A 16,542-nucleotide genomic window follows, 5' to 3' on the forward strand; every position below is an offset into this window, starting at 1 on the left:
AGTAATGTGAGACCAAATGCTGAGGCTGAAAATACGAGTACTTCTTGCGAGGTCATATCCATCTCCTTCTATTGTTCTATTTAATGCTCTAGTCATTAAGAATGCATTTGACTCTAAATGCAAACAATTATCACAAATTCTAGGGATAGACATGTAAGAGATTTTATAAAAGTAACTGTGACGTTAATTAAGTGTATAAAGTTGTATAACAACATCCATAAGAGAAAAAAACCTCCGCGAATAATAGATATCAGAGGTGGTCCCACATGTTTGAACAACTAAAAGCTTATTTATAAGTGATACTCTGCTCTAGTTAAGCTACCTTATTTTGTTGTGGTAGCTGGTCATAGTAAAACTCATCTGGAGTCATTTTGTCCAGACTCGAATGAGGTCGTTTCAAATTATAAAATTCAAAATATGCGTTTAATTGCTTCTTCGCATCCAAAACATTGCTGTAGGCTTTGAGATACACCTCTTCATATTTAACGCTCCGCCATAATCGTTCAACCATCACATTATCAACCCATCGACCTTTACCATCCATACTGATTTGAATGCCATTTGATTTCAATACATCAATAAATGCATCACTGGTAAACTGACTGCCTTGGTCTGTATTAAATATTTCAGGTCGACCATATTTTTCAATAGCTTCATTTAATGTTTCTATGCAAAATGTAACCTCCATACTAATCGATACTCTATGCGCAAGTACCTTGCGGCTATGCCAATCAATCACAGCACATAAATAAACAAAGCCTTTTGCCATAGGGATATACGTTATATCCGTAGACCACACTTGATTACTGCGCTGAATAGCCAATCCTTTGAGCAGATATGGATATTTGCGGTGAGCTTGATTAGCCTGGCTTAAATTTGGTTTGCAATATAACGCATTAATGCCCATTTTCTTCATTAAAGTACGTGTATGACGTCGTCCTATATGATGTCCTTGACGATTCAACAAATCACGCATCATCCGGCTACCTGCAAAAGGGTATTGCATATGTAACTCATCCATACACCGCATTAGCTTCAGATCTGATGCACTCACAGGTTTTGGGCGATAGTAATAACAACCACGGGAGACTTTCAGCAGCTGAGCTTGCTTAGATACTGAAATCTGAAGTGAGTCATCGATTAACTTTTGTGGTTGAAGCGGCCCAGTTTCTTCAACACACCTTCTAAAAAATCAATTTCTAATGCCTGCTCACCGATTTTTGCATGTAGTTTTTTTAGATCGATGGGTGGTTCTGTTGGAGCTTTTGATTGATCGAAAGCTTGCGAGGAAGCTGAAATCAGTTGATTTTTCCAGTCGATAATTTGGTTTTGATGAACATCAAATTCAGCACTCAATTCAGCAAGTGTTTTTTCTGCTTTAATCGCAGCAAGTGCTACCTTAGCTTTAAAATCATTTGAATGATTTCTTCTTGGTCTACGTGCCATAAAATACTCCATATATTGATGTTTATAACATCATTTGGGGAGCAAAATATCACTTATAAGTGTTGTTCAAATTTCCTGATCCACCTCTATCGAACGGGGTCTTTTATGTCTGATCCCTTTTAAAAAAAATAGAGGCTTAGAACTCTCTTAAGATGGATTGCTTAAAAATTTACGCATCTGTCTATGTCTTCTAGTGAGACCTAGTACCTCTTTACGCTTAATAATTTCATCTTCAGTAAAAGGCAGATGATTGATAAGCTGCTCAATCACCATAAAACTATTTTCAATTAAGAAACTATCTTGCTCGGTTGTCCAATTTGAGGTTATATGCTCAGATTTTTTAGACTGTCTTTTCATAAAAAGAAATTATACCTGTTTATAAGGACTCAGAGGTGGATCAGGAAATTTGAACAACACTTATAAGTGATATTTTGCTCCCCAAATGATGTTATAAACATCAATATATGGAGTATTTTATGGCACGTAGACCAAGAAGAAATCATTCAAATGATTTTAAAGCTAAGGTAGCACTTGCTGCGATTAAAGCAGAAAAAACACTTGCTGAATTGAGTGCTGAATTTGATGTTCATCAAAACCAAATTATCGACTGGAAAAATCAACTGATTTCAGCTTCCTCGCAAGCTTTCGATCAATCAAAAGCTCCAACAGAACCACCCATCGATCTAAAAAAATTACATGCAAAAATCGGTGAGCAGGCATTAGAAATTGATTTTTTAGAAGGTGTGTTGAAGAAACTGGGCCGCTTCAACCACAAAAGTTAATCGATGACTCACTTCAGATTTCAGTATCTAAGCAAGCTCAGCTGCTGAAAGTCTCCCGTGGTTGTTATTACTATCGCCCAAAACCTGTGAGTGCATCAGATCTGAAGCTAATGCGGTGTATGGATGAGTTACATATGCAATACCCTTTTGCAGGTAGCCGGATGATGCGTGATTTGTTGAATCGTCAAGGACATCATATAGGACGACGTCATACACGTACTTTAATGAAGAAAATGGGCATTAATGCGTTATATTGCAAACCAAATTTAAGCCAGGCTAATCAAGCTCACCGCAAATATCCATATCTGCTCAAAGGATTGGCTATTCAGCGCAGTAATCAAGTGTGGTCTACGGATATAACGTATATCCCTATGGCAAAAGGCTTTGTTTATTTATGTGCTGTGATTGATTGGCATAGCCGCAAGGTACTTGCGCATAGAGTATCGATTAGTATGGAGGTTACATTTTGCATAGAAACATTAAATGAAGCTATTGAAAAATATGGTCGACCTGAAATATTTAATACAGACCAAGGCAGTCAGTTTACCAGTGATGCATTTATTGATGTATTGAAATCAAATGGCATTCAAATCAGTATGGATGGTAAAGGTCGATGGGTTGATAATGTGATGGTTGAACGATTATGGCGGAGCGTTAAATATGAAGAGGTGTATCTCAAAGCCTACAGCAATGTTTTGGATGCGAAGAAGCAATTAAACGCATATTTTGAATTTTATAATTTGAAACGACCTCATTCGAGTCTGGACAAAATGACTCCAGATGAGTTTTACTATGACCAGCTACCACAACAAAATAAGGTAGCTTAACTAGAGCAGAGTATCACTTATAAATAAGCTTTTAGTTGTTCAAACATGTGGGACCACCTCTCTCTTGACTTTCTTCAAGCACTCTCGGCATACACAAATTTCTTTTTGGTCATTGGTGTAATCAATCTCTCTAGCACCATGAAGGCCAAATATACACATTAATAATCTGATCATCTTATTTCTCCTTTAAGTACTTAAAAGCTATATATCTTAGGCATCTATATTTATATGAATCCCTGTAAGACAGCATTTCGAACAACTTTATCGAAGTTTGAATCAAATGAATTTTCAGTAGTTTGACTCTTTAACAATAAACAGAAACTTGCTACCGCACCTATGCTCACCAAAGTTAAGAATTTCATCTTTAATTCCATCCATGTAGAACTTTTGATTCAAACATATCACTGTGATTTGTATTTATCTAACCGCCTTCTGATGAATTACTGTTCATAATGTAACCACATTATTATTTATGTAATTGAATTTGTTAAACAATGAAACAATTCCTATTAAATTACACTGATTTATTACAACTTATAAATTTAAAGCTTTATGTGCCCATTTCAGAAATTTATCTTTATCGTTGAAATTAGGGACATTCAATAAATTGATATAGGAAACTTCACCAAAGTTTCCTGAGATTTTATTTGATTCAAGAATTGTAAAATCTTCTTCTCGCCCTACATGTACTTCCCGAAAAAACTCCGTAACTTTACGATCAAGGTTTAGTGAGGTAAACGCCTCTCTTTCAACTAAAAAGTCATAGATCTGGCTAATCACATGTAGTTCAAATTTTCTATTCATTTTTTCCGTTCTCATAATTATTTTAACAATTGGTTCAATTTAAACTAATTTCTTTTACGGATAAAGACAATAAAAAACTTACTATCAGGGACAGTTAAATAGATTTTCGCTTAGTCTTTGCCAGTAAGATCTCTATACGTTGAGTAACTTCCAACAATTTAAGCTCAGCATCACGCCAAAAATAATAGACGTCACCATGTATGACATACATTTGCTTAATGTAGTTTGCTGCTTTTGTCTTGTTTACTTTTTTAGCATTAAAACATGGTTTATCAAGCACTATTACCCTGCCATCTAAATCACCACCGATATAAATATTCATTTCTATTCTTCTTGTTGTAAGTAATGATTAAAATATATCACAACAAAAAAGCGCAATTATTTGAACGCACTTTATCGACTAAGCATCTGATAAAAAATTAAAATTTATACCAATACGATTTAAGTTAAGCTCCTATTAAAAAAGCCCTACATTTCTGTAAGGCTTTCCCCTTGGTCTTTTGCGCCGAAACAAGGAATCGTTGTTTTTATTTACAACAAAATAATTAAATCATTAATCGAATAAAAAATGAAGAAAAAAAACCTGCAACTTGGGGAAGGTGCAGGTATAAACTGATATTAACTATCATGGAGAACTTAATACCAACTAATATACTTGGTTTATATTGAGACCTCATTCACATTTTATTCCAAATTATCTAGCAACAAAAAAAGCCCATCAAATGATGAGCTTTTTACGGTAATTAAGTGAATTTCCATATGTACGTCCACTATAGCAGAAATATGCCATATACCTTGATCAGGGTCAAGTGAGCATATTCTCAATTTGCACTTCTGGCTTTGCTTTAATACTATTCATCTAAGCACTTCAAATAATTGATCTAATGTCTGAACCTCAGTTTTCTCTCAGTGATTATCTATCAACCGTACAGGAAGTCATTCAAATTACTTTCAATGAGCCTGTATGGGTGAAAGCTGAGATCCGTAATCTAAATATTAAGGGCGGACATTACTATCTTGAGTTAGCTGAAAAGGATGAAAGTACCGACAAAGTTATAGCGAGTTGTAAAGGAACCATCTGGAAATTTACAGCTCAAAAAATGGTGCTTAAGTTTGAAAGGGAAAGCGGTGTAGAGCTTTCAAAAGATTTAAATGTCCTGGTAAAAGTCAGAGCCAAGTTTGATCCACAGTATGGCTTTTCAGTTAATGTTGAAGATATTGATTCAAGCTATACCCTTGGAGACATTGCACGGCGTTATCAACAAATATTAGAAAGACTAACCACTGAAGGTCTGTTAAATAAAAATAAGCTCATTCCTACTCCGTTTGATATTCAGAATGTCCTGGTAATTGCTCCTGAGAATGCGGCAGGTTTAGGTGACTTCAAAAAAGATGCTGATGCTTTAGAAAAATCTGGTGTATGTCATTTCAAATACTATTCAGCCACATTTCAAGGGAACACGGCAGCACAGAGTATCATCACTTCTCTAAGTAATGGTCTGAGACAATGGGCTACTGATTTCAATACGCCACCCGATCTCATCGTGATTATCCGTGGTGGCGGTGCTGTGAACGACCTTGCCTATTTAAATGATTTCGAACTGGCAGCATTGTTGGCCAAACGAACCGTTCCGATTTGGGTCGGTATTGGTCACGAGAAAGACCGTACGATATTGGATGAAGTTGCAAACCGTTCATTTGACACACCAAGTAAGGTAATTGGTGGTATTCGTAATCTTATCGCTGAACGGACTCAGGGTGTCTTAGATTCATTCCAAACCATTAAGCTATTATCCCAACATCAAATCACGACGTACCAAAGCCAAAATGATCAATACATGAGAGTGATTAAGACGCTTGCGCATGGGCAAATTAATGAAGCAAATAAGAGCGTAGATTTGATGCGAAGCATCCTACATTACTTAGCCCAGCAACAGATCAAACTGGCAACGAATCAAGTCGAATCGCTGATGCGTGAAACCCTAATCCAGAATCCGCGAAACGTGCTGGCTAAAGGCTATGGAATAGTTCGTAGTGAAGGGAAAGCTATTCGCTCTATTCAACAGATTTCAGGTGATAACATCCAGGTCGAATTACAGGATGGTACCATTCAAGCAAATGTAATGAAGGTAATTGGTAATGAGTAAAAAAGAACTCTCTTTCAAGGAAGGCTATGGAGTCCTTAAAAAGAATGCCGAGCTATTGGAGTCACAGGAAGAGCCCGACATTGATAATTTAATGAAAATCGTTGAAGAGTCTATGGTGGCATACAAAGCCTGTAAAACACGTGTGGACGCAGTGCAAAATGCTTTGAATGAGACATTTAAGGAATAATAAGTTAATAATATGGGAAAATTTTATTTTACTTTTTGGTCTACATTAGATGGAATAAGGATTTGATCATTAAACAATATTGAATAGCGGTGTCAGAGTAAGTTTGATTTCGACCATGCTTGCCTTGTGATTGTGCATACACTAGGTCTTTGGATCGAACCAAATGGCAATATTCCCTCGATTAATGAAAGCTCGGTTATATGCGGGCCAATTGGTTGTGCGGTAGATTTTGTGTGTAGGCTTCTTCATTTGAAAATTATATTGCTGAAGAAGCCTTCAAGAATAGGTTTATGCAATAAAGCGACTTCAACTTATACATCTTTGTGTAGCAAAGCTATAATAAATATAAAAAATGAATTCTTATTAAAAATGTAAGAAATATTTACCATGTATTCTAAGCATTACTGATGTAAATTACGTTCTACTTGTGTTTGCTTATTGACAACTTAAGTATTATAAAAAAAATATCAACCTATAATAAAATATAATTGAAATATGAGATACTAAAATTGAGAAATATAATAGATGAATCAATTTCACAATTAGAATACTTGAACTCTTTATTAAGAGACAAGCTTAACTCAAATTACAATAAGCCATGTCTATTCTTAGATATAGATGGCACTTTATCTGATTTTCAATTAGATCCTACTAACAGTTATATTCCGACTAAGACTTTAAATATTTTAAGACAAATTATTTCAAATAAAATTCCTGTTATAGCTGTGACAGGACGAGACATTGATTCTGCACGTAAATTATTTGAATCCCTTGATCTTCCAATTGCTGCATTGCATGGATTAGAAATATATCTTGGAAATGAAAAAGAATTACGTACACCAAAGGGTTTCTTAGAAATTTCACATATTCACAAAATTTTAGCTCGAGCATGTATCGCCTATCCAAGTTTACTGATTGAAAACAAGAAATCATCAATTGCGTTGCATTATAGGAAAGCTCCAGAGCTAGAAGATATAGCAAAAAAAATAATGTTAGAAGCTCAAAAGATATTCCCCAACCTAAGATTAATTCAAGGGAAATTCGTTTATGAATTAATACCCGCTCAAGCCAATAAAGGCTTGGCAATCAAGGAAGTTTTAGCTCATTTAAACCAGTATGAGGTTTACACACCAATTTTCATTGGTGATGACTTTACGGACGAAGATGGTTTTTATTTTGTGAATCAGTTGGAAGATGGCATCTCAATCAAAGTCGGTCAAGGGCTTACCCATGCCAAATACCAGCTTAAAGACACAAAGCAAGTATATGATTTTTTAGAATTATTTTTAGACCATATTCGAAACCATGATAACAATTTTAAGGGTAACAACAACTTAGATGGAGAGAAAACATGTCTAAATTAATTATTTTATCGAATCGAGTCAGTATTCCCAACGGGCAAAAAACTACCGCAGGTGGGCTTGCAGTCGCTATACAAGATGCATTAGATGATATTGGTGGTGTATGGCTCGGATGGAATGGCGAACGAGTTCATAAGCAAGAGGAAGTACATTTTAATATTTTTCGGAAGGATAAAGTTGATTATGTCACCTGCCCTTTAACAAATTCTCAATATTCAGATTATTATGCAGGGTTTGCCAACAATTCACTTTGGCCTGCCATGCATTATCGTTCAGACCTGATTGAGTTTAAAACATCAGAATACGAAGGATATCAAAAAGTAAATTCTTTATTCGCTCAAAAACTTGCCGAAATTGCAGATCCAGACGATACCATTTGGGTTCATGATTATCATTTTTTAAGTGTGGCGAAATATTGCCGTGAACTCGGTATGCAGAATAAAATTGGATTTTTCCTGCACATTCCTTTTGCACCTTTATTTATCTGGCAAAAAATTCCATGTGCTCAACAATTGATTGAGGATCTATGCCAATACGATGTGGTGGGTCTACAAACAGATAAAGATCAAAAAGTGTGTATGCAAGTATGCACATCTTTATTGAACGCACAGAAAATTCAACAAACTTTATTAAGCTACCATCAACGTTTAACCATAATTAAATGCTATCCAATTGGTGTAAATCCAACAGCGATTCAAAAAGCGGCTCATAAGTTTATTGATGTACAAGACTTCCTTACCCGTCCAGTAGAGCTGAATGCTGCAAAAACCATTATCGGCGTAGATCGGATTGATTATTCAAAAGGTTTACTGGAACGCTTTTTGTCCTATGCAGAGTTCTTAGAGAAATATCCTGAGTATCAGCAGCATATTCAACATTTACAAATTGCTTGCCCATGTCGTTTGGAAGTTCCAGCTTATCAACGTTTATTTGAGCGTTTCAAGATTAAGATCGAGATGATTAATCAGGAATTTGCAAAGGAAGAGTGGCAACCCGTGGAATGTATTTATGATGCAATAAAACATCATCATTTGATGCAAATCTATCGTCAAGCCGATGTGTGCTGGATCAGTTCAATACGAGACGGGATGAATCTGGTCGCGAAAGAATATATTGCCGCGCAAAATCCATCAAATCCTGGTGTACTTATTCTATCCAAATATGCAGGTGCAGCGGAACAGATGCCTGAAGCACTTCTGGTTGATCCCACCGACAAAATGGCGATGGTCAATGCCTTAAAAAAAGCACTGGAAATGCCACGACGTGAACGTATTTCACGTTACAAACAACTGATGAAAGGTTTAAAAGATTTTGATATTAATGAGTGGCGCAATGCATTTCTTAACGACTTACAGAACAAAACCGCTATGCAGGATTTCAGATTCCTGGGAATGCGTAACGTTAACCCTATTTATCAAAATTTATAGTACTTTGATTTGTAAGGAACTGGCAGTATCCAGATATTGCCAGTTCAATTCACTATGAGGCTTATTTCACATAAGTAAACCGATTTAAAGCCACAATCAATAATAATAGACCCGATAGTGCCATAAACACTGTACTTAGGCCAATCAGCTCACTCACCATTCCAATGAAAGCAGGTCCAACCAGAATACCCGTATAAGCCATGGTCGAAACACAAGACAATGCAACTGCGCTCGGCATCACCGTCTGACGTCCAGCACGGGAAAACATGATCGGGACGATGTTAGAACAACCTGTCCCAACCAGTGTATAACCCACTAAAACCAGCCACCAATAAGGCGCGATACTGACCAAAGCTAAACCTAAAGTTGCACAAATCGCGCTATAGGTTAAAAGCTTTTTTTCACCAAAATAACGGATCAGATAATCCCCCGTAAAACGTCCTGTGGTCATGGCAATCGCGAAGAAGGTATACGCCAATCCCGCAAAAGCGGCATTAACTCCATATTGTTGCGTTAAATAAATACCACTCCAGTCCATCGCCGCACCTTCCGTCATGAAAATGATGAAGCAGGCAATACCAATTAATATAATCAAAGGTTGTGGCAGACGCTGTCGTATCGACTTTTTCACTTTCGATGACGCTTCAAGAAGGGTGTTTTCTACAGCTTTTATGTTGTATGGCACTGAAAGAAAAACAATAATTACCAACAGTAAACTCACAGCAAATGCGCTCATAACAGACGAAATACTTAAAGCAAGCAATGCAGTAATCGTCAGTACCCCAGCTAATCCGCCTAGACTCGCCATACCATGAAAGCCAGACATCAATGATTTTAAGCTATTTTTCTCAACCACTACGGCCTGAATATTGAGTGCAACACCCAGACTTCCTGCTGCTGTACCAAATAAGAATAAGGTGATCGCCATCATTAACGGCGAGGTCCATAAGCTTAGGCTTGGCAATAAAACGGCAAGCAAGAGTAAAGCGAAACCGATCGGCACACGACAACCAATACGCTGAACAATTTTACCTGTCGCAGGCATAGCTAGCATTGCACCTAAGCCGCTGCATAATAGCAACAAACCAAAATCGGCATGATTAAAATGCAAACGTTGCTGGGCAAAAGGAATCAGCGGCGCCCATGCAGCCGTGGCGAAACCAAGACCGAAAAAGCTAAAACGAGTTGAAAGACGTTGAGCACTTAATTGAATTTCAGGATCAATAAGAGCAGTTCTGGAAAAAAGGATCATTTAATACCATCCACACAAATTAACTCAGAGCGTCCATCTCGGATAAATCGCCATAGAAAAACCCCTGCTAATCTATAGAGAAGTTCTATAAATCCACAGAGGCTTTTATGGCGAAATTATACACAAAACCAAGCTAAAAATAGTATTTTTTGCAAGAAATAAAATCGCTACATATCAATCATTTATCTTCATTTATTTAAATAAAATTAAAGCGTTTATTTTTAACACTTTTTATTCTTAGCTTTTCAATTAAACAAGGCAAAGATATGAATTTACTTAAGTTTTGAAGAAATGACTGAATTAAGCAGTTCATTTATAAAGCTGAATAATATATTTCACTCGGTATAGCTGTGGATTAGCTTTCTCCACCAAATCAGATCAATTTTATAAATGTTTTAAAAAGTACGATAAACCTTCAGGTGCACGTCCATTTAATCTACTGCTAGTGGTGACGCGAACCAAATTACTCCAAGTGATTTTGCAACATTGCTTAATAAATTTTTCAATTAATGAGACATCCTCATGACAAGGAATAGGTTCAAAGCCTCCCGCCTGAATATAGGCTTCGGCACTAAAGCTTAAATTCGCCCCATGTATATGTTGATGATCCATCATGTCTTGATAATGCGTCAGATATTTTTGCTGTTGTTGTATTGATAAGTGACTAAGATCATCCAGTATAACGATTCCACAAATAGCATCTGTTGGCTGATGTCGCATTTGGCATAGTAACCAATCTGGATCTACAATTGTATCAGCATCCGTGCAAGCGACCCATGTAACTCCTTGATCGATTAGCTGCCTAATGCCAAGGTCTCTGGCCTTGCCCACACAAGCAAAATTACATTCAAGCCAATTCATTTGATGTGACTTTACAATCATGAGGGACTGGTCAGTACAACTGTCTAAAACCACTAGAATCTCGACCTGACCGTGACCTATATGCTGTATAGCGTGTTTAATTGACTGCAAACAAGCGGATAAATTCTGTTCCTCATTATGGGCTGGGATAACAATACCTATTTTCATACTAAGCCCTGTTGTTTTGCCAAAGATGAAGGATTTACCGTCCAGATATCAATGATGAAATCTGGATCATTCAGACTTAAATAATGAGTGAACAACAAAGATTGTTTTAAATAATGATGGACTTGATAAGCATCTAGTTCAAAATCCTGAATGGCGTGACGCCAGTGACAACACAGGATTTCACCTTGTGACGTTAAACTGTCTTGGAGCTGATCGATCAGTTCATGCAGTTCATTGCTTGATAAGTAATAGGCCACTTCACTGATGACAATCAGATCAAATTTCTGTTCAGGAAAATATTCAGGAATTTTTTGGTGTTGAACGCTCACATGCTTCAAATTCTGTAAACGTTTAGCGGCCCAATGAACAGCATGTTCAGAAAAATCTAGACATAAAAGCTGATCAGCGCGTTTGGCTAAATGTACACTTAAATGGCCATTGGAACAGCCGATTTCCAACACTGATGAATAACGCTGTTGAGTAAGCAATGCCAAACAAATCTGCCTTTTACGAGCTTCATACCAATGTAAATCATAGCCCCAAGGGTCATTATTGTGATGATATAAGGCTTCGAAATATTGATTAGAATCATTCACAAAGATAAACCTCCCAAGGCATTAACAAACGTTCGATGATTGCTGGAGATAAAATCGCAGCATTGCCTGTACTTTCATCAGCTTCAATCTGACTCTTAAACTGCATGATGGCCTGACGTTTTTTGATTAATTGGGCCTGAGTTAAGTTGTAAGCTCTAGCCTTTTGCCAGTGGATACGCGGATCTAGTGGTCGCGCCCAATGCCAAGCCCAGATCAGCACGTGTAAATATGATATGTCATGAGCTAGAGCAAATGCCTGTACAGTCTTTCCTACCGCTTCATGATCTGGATGCCCATCCAGTGCATAGCTACAAATTAAAATATCTTCCGCTTTAACCAACTTGTCTAATTCTTGCCACAGATGTTCCCTGTGCAAATGAATCTGCCCGTCTGGTAAATTTAATGCAATACGTTGAACATATTCAGAAATATCTAGACACTGTAAAGCCGCTAAGCTTTCTTGTGGGCGAATTTGATCTAATTGATCTGGGCTGTATTTGGTTGAATGTGGATGGCTTTGTGTCCCATTACTGACGGCAACGATCACCAACTGACAATTCAACATAATTAATTGTTGCATCAAGCCGCCACACCCCAGTATCTCATCATCTGGATGGGGTGCGACAATCAAGATTCTTTTAGATTGAAATTTTTTAAAATTGAGTAGAGAAAGCGGCTGCTGCTCAAATGCATGCAGCCATTGTTCTCGGGAGGTCCCTTGCCCTTCAATAATACGATCTTCGACTAAAGCATGTTTTAGAGCTGCCATGATATTTGCTCCTGTAAACATCGTTCAGCAATTTGCTCATCATCGAATGCCGCATGACTTTGCCGAATAAATACAGGTAAATCAGCCATTAGGCTGGCAAAAGTTGCTTGTTCACAAAAAGGCCGTGCTCCAAGCGCTTTTCCTACCCCTTCAATAACCTCCAAACAGCTTTGTTCTGCCTGCGCACGCAAGATCCGTACATCCCGTTCATGGCTAAGCTTGGGTTGGCTATCAATCAGTTGCGCGATATATTGGAAATATTGTCGGGTTACAGCAAGTCGAGTTACCAACCGCCCTAAATACATTTTCTTAAAAGGATTAGGGGTTTTAAGGCAACTTTGTTGTAGCTCATCCACTAACCGTACCGCGGCACCGTACCAGCAAGCTGCAACACCCGCAGCACCATGCCAAAAACCAACCCGATCAAGGTAGTCATTGGGATGACCAATGAGTTTGACTGCTATCCCCTGAAAATTGACTCTTGCGGTCTGTGTTCCCTTCATGCCTATAGCTTGCCAGTGAGCCAGATCAATGGTGATCAATGATTGGTTGAGGTCAATAATGCAGAGCTGAGATTGCCCCTGTTGATCTTTAAAACTGATTAATGCTTTATGAATAAATTCAGCGCCTGAACACCACGGCTTAATTCCATGACAAAGCCCATTTTCGACCTGTAACGGCACGGGTCCACCATCGGCAGCCCAAACAGCCCATGTCTCCTCATTGATTTCATGTTGATAACCGAGTTCATGCAAAATACTTAAAGCATCAAAATGGGACTCAAAAAGCTTTCCTAAACTTAGGTCAAAGCCAGCTATCTGGGCAAAAATTTGCCAGCGTTGATAGGTTTGTCCCGAAGCAGGTTCAGGCAATCGTCCAACAGAATGAATCAACTGTTTCAACACAATCGGACGTTGACTTAGCTTTTCTTCAGCTGAATACTGCTCAAAGCGATTTAATATGTCTAAAGTTGAGCCTTTTATAAATATTTTTCTATTCATTCTTAAAATTTTAATTCAAATGAGTTTATTTAAATAATAATTGAAATAATCTGTTTAGTTAAATAGATAAATTGTAATGAAAAGATAATTATTCGTAATTATTTAACTATTTATTTCTTTTGTTTCATTGTTAACTAAATAGCAGGTTTATGTGAATCTATAAAATCATCATGTAAGGATTATTTAAAATCCAACAATTATGATGAAATAAGCAGTAGCTTAAAGGCTTCTGTGTTGTAATGTTTATAAAAGAGGTTTAAGAAATGAGTACTTTAAATATTCAAGATATTAAAAAACATTCAGATGTAATTGCTTCTTGTGGTACCAAAGTCGGAACAGTTGATCATCTCGAAGGTGATAGCCAACTCAAACTGACGCGTGATGAAAATGATCAGCATCATCTGATCCCAACTGCATGGATTGGTGAGGTCAAAGATGACAAAGTAGTTCTGATTAAAAATTCAGAAGAAGTTAAGCAACAATGGCAAGCTATTTAAATTATCGTAAAATAAAGAGTACGGCTAGACTTTGATCGTACTCTTTATTTCTTTGTAAGTAATTTCAAAAAAGCCCTAATCCTTCGCAATGTCCGTTTGAGTCATAGGTATTTGATTTCATACTTGTAAAAAATAGCTAGATGCAATCTATTTGTCATAGACTACATCTATTCTGTATAAATTAATAAGTTAGCCTACTCTTATTTAAAATTACTGCCTAAGAATGGGAAAATATACTCAACTACTTTTTGCGTAGCCCATAAACCAATCTCTTGGTGATGTTGATGTGGAGCTAAATATGGCATCAATTTGCTAATTTTATGCCCAGTATTTGTAGATATCTGAATTTGCTGCTGTAACAGCGATAATTCTTTTTCTGACAAATAACTAAAATCATTTAGTTCTATAAAGTTTTTTATATATTCTGTATTTACTGGGTTAATGCGTCTACTTAAATTAGCACCCGCAATCCAATCATAAATAAAAGCTTTTTCTGCAGCAGAGAAAACACCAAACATTTTCCCATCTTCTTCATTGATCATTTTCAAAAATCGGCTATGTTCTGGATCTTCGTTAAGCTTAATCCATCCTATTTTTATTAGCTCACTAATGAATTCCTCAACCTGATCTTCTTCTGATAGCCATGAATTTACAGACTTATTATTAAACTTGCATTTCTCATTATGCATGTGCTTTCCAACCAAAGCTTTGCTCTTGAAAATTTCCAGAACCACTCGCTCAGTATTTAGGTTCTTTATTATTTGAACTGAGCTAACTCCCCGATTATTCAATAAAAAGCCTATCTTTAATTTACGAATAAATTCGGATTGATTTGGGTAGCGTTTGGCTAAACATTTAATCGCATTTGTAGCTAATTGAGCATGCCCATTATCAAAGTTATCAATTGTAATGTGTAGGTTAAAATATTTGGAATCAATACCTAACTCTTTAAGTTCATAATTTGTAATCAGTAAATGAAGTGGTAGTTGTTCGTATCCAAAATTAAAACCTGCAATCTCGGGTATAAAATCTGATGGAGCATAAGCTAAAGCTAATTGTATTGCTGACTGGTGATAATATTCATCAGGCAAATTCATTGAAAATTGATGAAGACCAAGTGATAGAAGTAATTTATTGAAAAGTTTTACATGGTTACTTTGACTGGAACCTAACCCCAACTCCTCAACATATATCTGTATAAAGTCTCTAAAAGCTGGATCATTCCAGTACTGTGTAAAGCTATAAAGCCAAGCCCCGTCTACACGTTTGGTCGGTGCTACTTTGTATAAAAACTCATAAGCTTTACTTGTAGTTCCAAAAAACTCCCTTGCACTCCCATTTTCACGCCTTTCTAAGTACTCTTTGTAATGCAAGCATTGTGTTTTATTTTGTTTCTGCATCCAGACTGCCAATTGATCAACATTAGTAGGAAAATCAGAGAAATCACTATCCAAATGAAGTATTTCGTTTTCTAGGAAATGAAAAGCTTTCAACTCTTTTGCAGAACGCGACACTGATGGATCTAAGAAAAATTGTGTTATTTCAAAATATTTCTGATGGGCATCGGTTATTAAATTTAAAATTCTCTCTTTTACTGCAGTAGGCATTATAATTCTCTCGCGGTAAATAACTTATACCAACATAATTGACACTTGCACTTAATTAATTAACAACTTTGAAAAGAAACGTTAACAAATGTAATCCTTTAGTTTATTTATTTTAAAATACAAAAATTTAAGTAAATAATTATAATATTTGAAATAAAGAAACATTTCACAATCTGTGATATAAATCACACTCATTGGAATTAAAAAAATTATGGTGTTTAAAATTAGTAAAAAGCATTATATCTAATTTATAAAATTTTTAACTTTATTTATTGAAAGTACAAGCACCGTTATTATTCCTTTCGTTATTTCATTGATCCAACACAGATTTTTATTTTTTCAAATTCAAAAAAATCAATAAATTACAAACACAAATCCAATCAAAAAGATATAAATCTGAATTAAGAATAAAATTTAACATTGTTAGCCTTTTGTAAAAAACAAAATATATATTTCCATTTATTATCAACACCTAAACCTTTAAAACAAACACAATTTAACTCAAAAATTAAAATGTAACACCTCTGATGTTTTTTAAAACACAAATTATGATATTAATAATAAATCTACTGATTAATTAATGTAGATTAATTCTAATCTTATGAGGTTCAGTAAAATGACTAATCAAAATCAACAGCAGAAAAATCAGCAACAGCAGCAGCCAAATCAACCGCAAAAAAAGCCAGATCAGCAACAACAGCAACAGCAACCAGACCAACCACAAAAAAATCCGAATCAGCAAAAACAACCGAACCAAAACCAGAAAAATGACCAACACGCTCAACAGAAATAATAGTTTTTCATGTTGAA

General features: G+C 36.2%; 17 protein-coding genes and 1 pseudogene. 7 read left to right on the top strand and 11 right to left on the bottom strand.

Translation table 11 applies throughout. The features are described 5' to 3' along the window. Positions 1–313 precede the first annotated feature (313 nt). A protein-coding gene (locus AC4CUX_RS17475; RefSeq protein WP_223235881.1) for an IS3 family transposase occupies positions 314–1,446 on the bottom strand; the annotation gives its coding sequence in 2 pieces (ribosomal slippage) (positions 314–1,194 and positions 1,194–1,446; 1,134 coding nt in all). Positions 1,447–1,593: 147 nt separating this feature from the next. After that, positions 1,594–1,803, bottom strand: a complete 210-nt coding sequence (locus tag AC4CUX_RS17480; protein WP_004676710.1) for a hypothetical protein — start codon at positions 1,801–1,803, stop codon at positions 1,594–1,596. A gap of 119 nt (positions 1,804–1,922) precedes the next feature. Between AC4CUX_RS17480 and AC4CUX_RS17485 the strand changes: the two genes are divergently transcribed. Then, a protein-coding gene (locus AC4CUX_RS17485) for an IS3 family transposase (RefSeq protein WP_223235881.1) occupies positions 1,923–3,055 on the top strand; the annotation gives its coding sequence in 2 pieces (ribosomal slippage) (positions 1,923–2,175 and positions 2,175–3,055; 1,134 coding nt in all). Between the two features lie 534 nt (positions 3,056–3,589). On the opposite strand, the gene AC4CUX_RS17490 is transcribed toward AC4CUX_RS17485, so the two are convergent. Together AC4CUX_RS17490 and AC4CUX_RS17495 are read right to left on the bottom strand one after the other, a co-directional pair. Next, positions 3,590–3,859 carry a hypothetical protein gene (locus AC4CUX_RS17490; RefSeq protein ID WP_004984984.1) on the bottom strand — a complete coding sequence of 90 codons (270 nt, stop codon included), beginning with the start codon at positions 3,857–3,859 and terminating at the stop codon, positions 3,590–3,592. A gap of 94 nt (positions 3,860–3,953) precedes the next feature. Next, positions 3,954–4,181 carry a hypothetical protein gene (locus tag AC4CUX_RS17495; protein ID WP_004984985.1) on the bottom strand — a complete coding sequence of 76 codons (228 nt, stop codon included), beginning with the start codon at positions 4,179–4,181 and terminating at the stop codon, positions 3,954–3,956. Between the two features lie 562 nt (positions 4,182–4,743). Between AC4CUX_RS17495 and xseA the strand changes: the two genes are divergently transcribed. After that, positions 4,744–6,006: an exodeoxyribonuclease VII large subunit gene (gene xseA, locus AC4CUX_RS17500; protein ID WP_094148960.1), complete on the top strand. Its 1,263-nt coding sequence runs from the start codon at positions 4,744–4,746 to the stop codon at positions 6,004–6,006. After that, positions 5,999–6,193 carry an exodeoxyribonuclease VII small subunit gene (gene xseB, locus AC4CUX_RS17505; protein ID WP_094148961.1) on the top strand — a complete coding sequence of 65 codons (195 nt, stop codon included), beginning with the start codon at positions 5,999–6,001 and terminating at the stop codon, positions 6,191–6,193. Before xseA ends, xseB begins: the two co-directional genes overlap by 8 nt. Positions 6,194–6,239: 46 nt before the next feature. On the opposite strand, the pseudogene AC4CUX_RS17510 reads toward xseB, so the two are convergent. After that, positions 6,240–6,442: pseudogene (locus tag AC4CUX_RS17510) on the bottom strand (transposase); the annotation flags it as partial. A gap of 260 nt (positions 6,443–6,702) precedes the next feature. On the opposite strand from AC4CUX_RS17510, the gene otsB reads away from it, so the two are divergent. After that, a complete protein-coding gene (gene otsB / locus AC4CUX_RS17515; RefSeq protein WP_005005835.1) occupies positions 6,703–7,557 on the top strand; it encodes a trehalose-phosphatase in 855 nt (284 codons plus the stop codon). After that, entirely contained in the window at positions 7,545–8,981 is a 1,437-nt protein-coding gene (locus tag AC4CUX_RS17520) for a trehalose-6-phosphate synthase (RefSeq protein ID WP_151769096.1), read from the top strand. Before otsB ends, AC4CUX_RS17520 begins: the two co-directional genes overlap by 13 nt. Before the next feature lie 61 nt (positions 8,982–9,042). Here the strand turns inward: AC4CUX_RS17520 and AC4CUX_RS17525 are convergent, their stop codons facing one another. From AC4CUX_RS17525 to AC4CUX_RS17545, 5 genes are all read right to left on the bottom strand, one after another. Then, positions 9,043–10,233, bottom strand: coding sequence for an MFS transporter (locus tag AC4CUX_RS17525; protein WP_005325067.1), 1,191 nt, complete (start codon positions 10,231–10,233; stop codon positions 9,043–9,045). 384 nt (positions 10,234–10,617) lie between these two features. Next, positions 10,618–11,262, bottom strand: a complete 645-nt coding sequence (locus AC4CUX_RS17530; protein ID WP_004638728.1) for a glycosyltransferase family 2 protein — start codon at positions 11,260–11,262, stop codon at positions 10,618–10,620. After that, entirely contained in the window at positions 11,259–11,858 is a 600-nt protein-coding gene (locus AC4CUX_RS17535; protein ID WP_094148964.1) for a class I SAM-dependent methyltransferase, read from the bottom strand. The genes AC4CUX_RS17530 and AC4CUX_RS17535 overlap by 4 nt, the downstream gene beginning before the upstream one ends. After that, the gene (locus AC4CUX_RS17540) at positions 11,851–12,627 is read right to left on the bottom strand and encodes a PIG-L deacetylase family protein (protein ID WP_078424967.1); all 777 of its coding nucleotides are present in this window, start codon (positions 12,625–12,627) and stop codon (positions 11,851–11,853) included. Before AC4CUX_RS17540 ends, AC4CUX_RS17535 begins: the two co-directional genes overlap by 8 nt. Then, positions 12,615–13,628 (bottom strand): acyl-CoA/acyl-ACP dehydrogenase, encoded by a 1,014-nt coding sequence (locus tag AC4CUX_RS17545; protein WP_058951824.1) that lies wholly within the window; start codon positions 13,626–13,628, stop codon positions 12,615–12,617. Before AC4CUX_RS17545 ends, AC4CUX_RS17540 begins: the two co-directional genes overlap by 13 nt. Before the next feature lie 263 nt (positions 13,629–13,891). On the opposite strand from AC4CUX_RS17545, the gene AC4CUX_RS17550 reads away from it, so the two are divergent. After that, the gene (locus AC4CUX_RS17550) at positions 13,892–14,125 is read left to right on the top strand and encodes a DUF2171 domain-containing protein (protein ID WP_004772208.1); all 234 of its coding nucleotides are present in this window, start codon (positions 13,892–13,894) and stop codon (positions 14,123–14,125) included. 200 nt (positions 14,126–14,325) lie between these two features. Here AC4CUX_RS17550 and AC4CUX_RS17555 read toward each other — a convergent pair whose 3' ends face one another. Then, positions 14,326–15,732, bottom strand: coding sequence for an iron-containing redox enzyme family protein (locus AC4CUX_RS17555; protein ID WP_490792584.1), 1,407 nt, complete (start codon positions 15,730–15,732; stop codon positions 14,326–14,328). 616 nt (positions 15,733–16,348) lie between these two features. Between AC4CUX_RS17555 and AC4CUX_RS17560 the strand changes: the two genes are divergently transcribed. Further along, positions 16,349–16,525 carry a hypothetical protein gene (locus AC4CUX_RS17560; protein ID WP_004986537.1) on the top strand — a complete coding sequence of 59 codons (177 nt, stop codon included), beginning with the start codon at positions 16,349–16,351 and terminating at the stop codon, positions 16,523–16,525. The last annotated feature ends 17 nt before the right edge of the window (positions 16,526–16,542 follow it).

It is taken from the genome of Acinetobacter sp. 231_lipA (assembly GCF_058243005.1).